Below are 7,335 nucleotides of genomic sequence, written 5' to 3' on the forward strand. Positions count from 1 at the left end.
GGGGCCCTTTTCTGCGTTGTTGGGTCTTGCGCCTTGCGCGTTGGGGTCCTTCTTTTGCGTTACGGGTCGGTACGGGTCGTTCCCGGGGGGTCGGGCGCGGCAGGGTTGTGGCGCACTGGGCTCGGTCAGGGCTTACGGGCGCCAGAGCGCTCGGCTCGTTTGCGGTGATGGGTTTCACGTCTTGGGCGTGGGGCCTTTTGCGTTCCTGGGCCTTGAGAGCTCGGTCCGCACGAGGCGGCCTGTTGGTGGGATGGCGAAGACGGGAGGGAGACGGCTTGGCACGGGGACCATTTTGCCTTTTGGGGCGTTGGGCCGTTCCCGGGCCTTGAGAGCTCGATCTGCACAAGGTGGCCTGGAGGCGGCCTGCCGGAGCGACAGCGAACGTGGGAGGGGAACGGCTTGCGGAGCGATGTCGTGGGGAATGCCCGCGACCCTGTGCCGGGCCGCGGCACACAGATCCAGGTCGACGGGGAGTCTACGGGCGGCGGCGCCCGAGTGGAAACGACCCGTCATCGTGGGCGCCCGAGTGGACGCGACGCGTCATTGTTGGCGTCAGCGCAGCAACTCGCGATGTCCACACCCAGTCGTCAGCGAGCGTCTCCTCGACGGGCGTGCGGTGTTAGCACTCCGGCGCTGCCGACTCTTCGGTGGTAAGACGGTGTCTGCACTCCGAGGCAGGTAGTTCTTCGACGGTAACGCGGCTTCCCCGCTCAGGCGTTGGTGCCCCTCGGCGGTAACGCGGTGACGCATCCGGACTCCACTGCATCCAGCCGCTGGACTAACGCGGTGTGACGGAATGCGGTGTAAGGGGAACGCGGTGTGACGGGGCGACTTGATAGGCGGTAATGCATCCGGACGGTGGTGTTCCTCCCAGCGGTGGATCAACGATCTTGCTGTTCGTTTCCTACGTGGGCGCACAGGGCTTAGCGCGTTGAGAAACTACACCGCTCTGCGGGACGTCATCTGCCGGACTCCACCGCATCCACCCGCTGGACTAACGCGGCGTGACGAGGCCGGCCTCGTAGGCGGCGATGACGAGTTGGGCGCGGTCTCGGGCCTGCAGCTTGGCCAGCAGGCGACTGATATGCGTCCTCACGGTCCCGGGACTCACTTGGAGCTGGGCACTCAGCTCGGCGTTGGACAGTCCGTGGGCGATGAGGGTGAGCACCTCGCGCTCCCGATCTGTCAACTTGTCGAGCCCGCGGAAGACCGGCTGGGCCGGCCGCCGGACGAACTCCGCGATCAATCGCGTGGTAACGCTCGGCGCGAGCAGCGTCTCGCCCGACGCGACCACCCGGATCGCCTTCAGAAGATCGTCGGGGGGCGCGTCCTTGAGCAGGAATCCGCTGGCGCCTGCCCGCAGCGCCGAATAGACGTACTCATCCAGGTCGAACGTGGTCAAAATGAGCACCCGCGTATCCCCGGCGATCTGCTTGGTCGCGGTGATGCCATCCATCTCCGGCATCCGGACGTCCATGAGCACCACATCGGGTGACTCCGTCCGCACAAGAGCCACCGCCTGCTGTCCGTCGGCCGCTTCCCCGACCACAGTGAGATCGTCCTCCGAGTCGATCAGCAAACGGAAGCTGCCACGCAGCAGTGCCTGATCGTCGGCGACGAGCACTCGAATCAAGAGATCTCCCACAGCACGCCCACCGTCAGCGGGATCGGCCTGATCCGCTGGACACTGTCCCAGTCGACGCCGCCTTCTGTCTTTATGCCACTCAACACCACAGATGCCGACTTACGCTCACGGTCCAACATCGCGCACCCCATGGCGGATCAACCCCTGACGCTCGCGCACAGATCGGGACAGGCCGGCAAACGGTGGGAGCGCGGTCGAAGGCGGGTGGCGGGCACAGCTCTCACCAGCCGGAACGGTCCCTCCACTGCCGACTTGCCGCCCCTCGCCGGGACACTCCCCACAGATCCGCCGCTGTCGCGGGACATCGCCGTCTTCGAGCTGCGTTGCACGGGTGTGGCGAAGCTCCCCAGAGCCCAAGCACACTGAGGGGTGGCGCCGCCCTGGGCATGGCGCCGTCCACGATATGGTCCCGAAGGCCCGACGCGAGGCGGAGCCGTACGTCGGGATCTCTGGTGACCGGCGTGAGCCGGGGATGACGTCCCGCAGAGCGGTGTAATTTCCCATCCGCTCAGCCCTGTTCGCCCACGTAGGAAACACACAACGAGATCGTTGATCCACCACTGGATGGGACACCACCGAGCCGGGGCGGTCAGTGGAGCTGTGCGCTGGGATTTCTGGTGATCGGCGTGAGCCCGGGCGGTCAGTGGAGCTGTACGTCGGGATCTCTGATGACCGGCGTGAGCTGGGGCAGTCAAGGGATCTCCCATGATGCGTACACGCCGAACCCGCTCCCCGGCAGAGGTCCGGCCTCGAAGGTGCCGCCGTGCAGTGTGGCCCGTTCACGCATTCCCCTGAGACCGTGTCCGCCCACCACGCCCGGCAGGCGTCGCTGCCCCGGCCCGTCGTCGACGACGGAGATGCTCAATATCCCATCGACCACCGACACGCTGGCCTGGCAATGGGCGGGAGCGGCGTGTCTGACGACGTTGGTGATCGCCTCCTGCACGATGCGGTAGACGGATAATTCCATGCTTTCGGGCACGGCCCCGCTCACCGAGAGGTCGACGCGCACGCCGGCCTCGGCTGCCCGGTGTGCCAGCGACGGCAGGTCGGCGAGGCCGGGCAGCGGCGCGTTGTCGGGTGTGCTGCCGGGTGCGCGCAGCGCGCCGAGGAACTGGCGCATCTCCACGAGCGAGCTGCGCCCGATCTCCTCGATGGCCCGTAACGCCTCGCGCCCTTCCTCCGGGTGCTTGTCCATGACCTTGGCCGCCACCCCCGCCTTGACGGTGATCACGCTCATCGAATGGGCGACGACGTCGTGCAGCTCGCGCACGATCCGCAGGCGCTCATCGACCACAGCCCTCTCGGCCTGCCTCCCGGCCTCGCGCGCGGCGAACTCGCGGCGGGTGCGCGCTGTCGTGCCGAGACTCCAGCTCGCCATCAGGACGAGCCAGGCCATCCCGACGATGAAGACAGGGTTTGGCCAGCCGTCCGTCCGTGGTGCCGCGCTCATCGCCGAGGCCAGCAGGGCGCCTCCGTTGACGAGCAGGCCTGACACGAGGGCGATCGCCGAACGCCGTACGGGCCGGGTGCACGCCACCAGGTAGACGGTCAAGGCTGCCACCATGACCGGCATCAGCCGGTTCACCTGTAGCGCGAGCACCAGGAGGCCGGCCAGGAGCGCACCGTAGTATGCGGACTCCGGCCAGATCCGCCGCACCGCCACAGGTATCACGAGCAGCCAGCAGCTCAACGCGGACGCGGCGCTCACTTCCAGGCCGGGCGGATTCATCGTGGACGCCAGCGCGAGCAGCACCGCGACAATGGTGTCGGCCAGAATGAGCAGCCTGTGCGAGGGCCGTCGGGCGAGCAGGTTCACGGCCCGACGTTATCGATGAACGAGCGCGGGCGAATCGGAGCACGGGCCGTCAGACCGTAGTCGTACTCCGCTCTCACAGGCCTGCACCGTACGACCGTGGTCGGATAGGCAAGATCGGACCTGGCTTCGATGCGCGCACCCGCCGCCGTGCAGCATCGTGGCCCGCATGAATCGACGCGGACTCATCGCCCTGTGTCTCGCCGCCTGCCTCGCCGTGTCATTCGGCGGCATCGCGCTGGCCTCGGCGCGGGCGTATCGCCTCGTTTGGAAGGAGTGTGGTGACGGCTTGCGCTGCGCCGAGCTGGTCGTTCCCGTGGACTGGGCCGATCCGGGCGGGCCCAAGACCTCGGTGCACGTGGCTAAACTGCCCGCGACAGGCGCGAGCATGGGGCCACTGATCGTCAACTTCGGGGGTCCGGGCACCAGCACATCAGTGCTCAGGCGGAAAACCGGCCCCGACGCCCCACCGGAGCTACCGGCACTGCTCAACGAGCTGCAGCGCCGGTTCGACGTCATCGCCATCGATCCGCGCGGGCTGTCCGAGCCCCAGAGCGGCAAGAGAGCGAGCTGCGCGGAGCCAGATGCCTCCATCTTCGGCCTGATCCTTGCGCGGACGAAGCAGGACTGGTACGCCCACGCCGCCAAGAACGCCGCCCATCAGGCAAGCTGCCGCAAAATGGTCAAGTCGGCGTGGTACGGCATGACGGCTTGGAATGTGGCACATGACATCGACGCGCTGCGCGCCGCACTCGGTCAGGACAAACTCATCTACGCGGGCAACTCGTACGGAACCGTCTACGCCCAGGCCTATCTTGAGCTGTTCCCGCAGCGGGTCGGTCGGATGTACTTCGACGGAACCGCCGATCACACCCAGCAGGAATTCGAGTCCTGGATCCGCAACTACGCGTTCACGCAGGAGCGCCATCTCACCCGCTTCCGCGACTGGTGCGCCCGCCGCACCGACTGCGCTCTGCGCGGCACGGACGCCGCCAAGGCGTGGGACGAGCTCGTTGCCAGGGTGCGCCGCGCGCCACTGCCGGCGTCGGCCGACCGGACGGTGCATGAGGGGCAGCTGTACGCCGGCGCGGTCAAAGGCATGAATCCGGCGTTCTGGCCCCAGCTCGCCACCGCAATCCGTAAGGCCCTCGACGGCGATGCCGGAGACTTCCTGACAAAGCTGGCGCCGGATCAGGGCGGCTCGTCCGTGAGCCAAGACTCCCTGTGCAACGACTTCATGCCGAAGCTGCCGACGTACGAGGAGTTCCAGGGCATCGAGGCCAGACTCCGTGAGATCGCGCCGAGATTCGGTTGGCTCGAGGGGCGCTTCGAGCTCGGGCGGTGCTGGGGGCGCGGCGGCGGCGCGTCCTGGGCGCCGCATCCGTTGCGCGTCAAGGACGTCCCACCGATCCTCTTCGCGATCGGGGAGCTCGACAACAACACCAACTATCTCGGGCAGCAGCACGTCGCCGAGCAGATTCCTTCCGCGCAGGTCCTGTGGCACGGCGACGGACACGCGTCATGGGCAGCCAACATCTGCCTGCGGCGGCACGTTTTCACCTATCTGACAACGGGCGCGCTGCCCGCTCCGGGCACACGCTGCCCCGCCGAACGCATCCAACAGGTGGGAAAATGATCGAAGTCGCAGATCTGACGAAGCTGTACGGCTCCACGCGGGCAGTCTCGGGACTGACGTTCGACGTCAAGCCCGGACAGGTCACGGGCTTTCTCGGGCACAACGGAGCCGGCAAGTCCACCACCATGCGAGTGATCCTCGGCCTTCACACGCCCACGACGGGCAAGGCGTTGATCAACGGCGTCTGCAAACGCGACCTTCAGGACCCCATGCGTCAGGTGGGTGCCATGCTGGACGCCGCCGAGGTGCAGGGCGGGCGCAGTGCGTTCGATCACCTCCAAGCGCTGGCGTATGCCGGCGGAATCGCGCGCGGCAGGGTCGTACAAGTTCTCGAGGAGGTCGGCCTGGCCGGAGCGGCGCGCAAGCGAATCGCCGGGTTCTCCCAGGGGATGCGGCAGCGCCTCGGCATCGCGGCGGCGCTGCTCGGTGACCCGGGCGTGCTCATTCTCGACGAGCCGGTCAACGGCCTCGACCCCGACGGCATCCGTTGGCTCAGGACGCTGCTGAGATCGCTGGCGGCCGAGGGGCGCACCGTTCTGCTGTCGAGCCATCTGATGACCGAGATGTCCCTCACCGCCGACCGGCTCATCATCATCGGCCACGGTCAGCTGATCGAGGACACCACGACAGCGGAGCTCCTGGCGCGCTTTCAAGGGGGCGTATTGGTCCGATCGCCCCATGCGGACCGCTTGGCCAGGGTGCTCGAAGCCGCGGGGGCAACCGTGCGCCCCGCGCAGAAGATGGGCGTGCGCCCCACGCACGAGACGGGCGTGCCCGCCGCAAGCGAAACCGCTCTGTCTTCGGCCCTTTCCTCGCAGGTCGGTGCCGCGTCTTCGGCTCTCTCCTCGCAGGTAGGTGAGGAGTTGCTGGTGTCCGGCTTGACCGCGGCCACCATCGGCGACGTCGCCCTGGCGAACGGCTGCGCCGTTCACGAACTGGCGCCGCGTCGGGCATCGCTGGAAGAGGCCTTCACGGAGATAACCAAATGATCAACGTCATCGCATCGGAATGGCTCAAGCTGCGCTCGCTCCGATCCACCTACTATGTCTTGGCCGCCACGCTCTCGGCCCTGGCGCTCACCGGCTTCGCCGCCTTCTCGATCTCGCACTACTTCGACACCAACGGTTTCGGCGGGGAGCCCGTCGGCACCGGGCTCAGCTTCAGCGCCGACATCACCCCCATACTCTTCGGCATGCTGGGCGTGCTTGCCATCTCCGGCGAGTACGGCACCGGCATGATCAGGCTGACACTGACCACGATCCGGCGCCCTTGGATGCTCCTCCTGGCCAAGGCCGTCGTCGTGGCCGCCGTAGCCGCGGTCGCGGGCCAGGTGCTGGCGTTCGCCACATACTTCACCGCACAGGCAGTGGTGGGTGGGCGCCCGATCGGCGCCTCGTTCTCCGAACCGGCCGCCCTGACCGAGGTGCTGGGGACAGGCGCCAGCTCCGCTGTTGCCGCGGTGATGGGGTTAGGCCTGGCCACCATTCTGCGGTCGACACCGGGAGCGCTCATTGGGCTGGTTGCCCTCCTGCTTGCCCCGACCGGGCTGGAGCGCTTCGTCCCCGCTCCTTGGAACGACTGGATGAGCTCCCTGACGGTCTCGTCGTTGACAAGGCAAGTGGCCGGCGTTCCCGACTCCGGTGGCTTCGGTCCCGCCTCGGCCACCATCATCCTCGTGAGCTACGTCGTGATCTCCCTCCTAGCGGCAACCCTGGCGATCACCCGCCGCGACGCCTGACCGCAGCTGACCGAACGCACCGCCTCGTTCGAAGGGAGCAACGCGACGGACCGCCTCGTTCGAAGGGGCCAACGCGACGGACCGCCTGGTCGAAAGGGAGCAACGCGACGGACCGCCTCGTTCGAAGGGGCCAACGCGACGGCCCGCCTGGTCGAAAGGGAGCAACGCGACGGACCGCCTCGTTCGAAGGGAGCAACGCGACGGACCGCCTCGTTCGAAGGGGCCAACGCGACGGCCCGCCTGGTCGAAAGGGAGCAACGCGACGGCCCGCCTCGTTGGAAGGGAGCAACGCGACGGACCGCCTCGTTGGAAGGAGGCAATACGATCGAGACAGCACTGATCATCCGCACCTCCAACGTGCGGGGCGCCTCTGCTGTGAGCGGCGCCTGCTCAACCCCTGAGGACATGTCAATGGTCAGGTGCGTGTCGCCGCTGGTGGCCGGGTTAAGGTCCCCGCTCTTTCGTAGTTGACTATTTCTTGGTGAGGCGTGCTGGTGTCC

At 67.3% G+C, this 7,335-nt stretch carries 5 protein-coding genes; 3 read left to right on the forward strand and 2 right to left on the reverse strand.

Going from position 1 to position 7,335, the window contains the following annotated elements:
* Nucleotides 1-994: 994 nt before the first annotated feature.
* Nucleotides 995-1,633, reverse strand: a complete 639-nt coding sequence (locus ACGFJ2_RS59235; protein ID WP_357961670.1) for a response regulator transcription factor — start codon at nt 1,631-1,633, stop codon at nt 995-997.
* A 703-nt stretch (nt 1,634-2,336) separates the two neighbouring features.
* Nucleotides 2,337-3,464 (reverse strand): sensor histidine kinase, encoded by a 1,128-nt coding sequence (locus tag ACGFJ2_RS59240; protein ID WP_393484291.1) that lies wholly within the window; start codon nt 3,462-3,464, stop codon nt 2,337-2,339.
* 166 nt (nt 3,465-3,630) lie between these two features.
* Between ACGFJ2_RS59240 and ACGFJ2_RS59245 the strand changes: the two genes are divergently transcribed.
* Genes ACGFJ2_RS59245 through ACGFJ2_RS59255 form a run of 3 tightly spaced genes read left to right on the forward strand, consistent with a single transcriptional unit; the run spans nt 3,631 to nt 6,835 of the window.
* Nucleotides 3,631-5,097 carry an alpha/beta fold hydrolase gene (locus tag ACGFJ2_RS59245; protein ID WP_393484294.1) on the forward strand — a complete coding sequence of 489 codons (1,467 nt, stop codon included), beginning with the start codon at nt 3,631-3,633 and terminating at the stop codon, nt 5,095-5,097.
* Entirely contained in the window at nt 5,094-6,086 is a 993-nt protein-coding gene (locus ACGFJ2_RS59250) for an ATP-binding cassette domain-containing protein (protein ID WP_357961675.1), read from the forward strand. Before ACGFJ2_RS59245 ends, ACGFJ2_RS59250 begins: the two co-directional genes overlap by 4 nt.
* Nucleotides 6,083-6,835, forward strand: a complete 753-nt coding sequence (locus tag ACGFJ2_RS59255) for an ABC transporter permease (protein ID WP_393484297.1) — start codon at nt 6,083-6,085, stop codon at nt 6,833-6,835. Before ACGFJ2_RS59250 ends, ACGFJ2_RS59255 begins: the two co-directional genes overlap by 4 nt.
* The last annotated feature ends 500 nt before the right edge of the window (nt 6,836-7,335 follow it).

It is taken from the genome of Nonomuraea sp. NPDC049028, assembly GCF_043197735.1.
Taxonomy (GTDB): Bacteria; Actinomycetota; Actinomycetes; order Streptosporangiales; family Streptosporangiaceae; genus Nonomuraea.

What these genes read in the sequence shown, in the direction of transcription:
- ACGFJ2_RS59245 (WP_393484294.1), top strand. Translation starts at nt 3,631, where the DNA reads ATGAATCGACGCGGACTCATCGCCCTGTGTCTCGCCGCCTGCCTCGCC.
- ACGFJ2_RS59250 (WP_357961675.1), top strand. Translation starts at nt 5,094, where the DNA reads ATGATCGAAGTCGCAGATCTGACGAAGCTGTACGGCTCCACGCGGGCA.
- ACGFJ2_RS59255 (WP_393484297.1), top strand. Translation starts at nt 6,083, where the DNA reads ATGATCAACGTCATCGCATCGGAATGGCTCAAGCTGCGCTCGCTCCGA.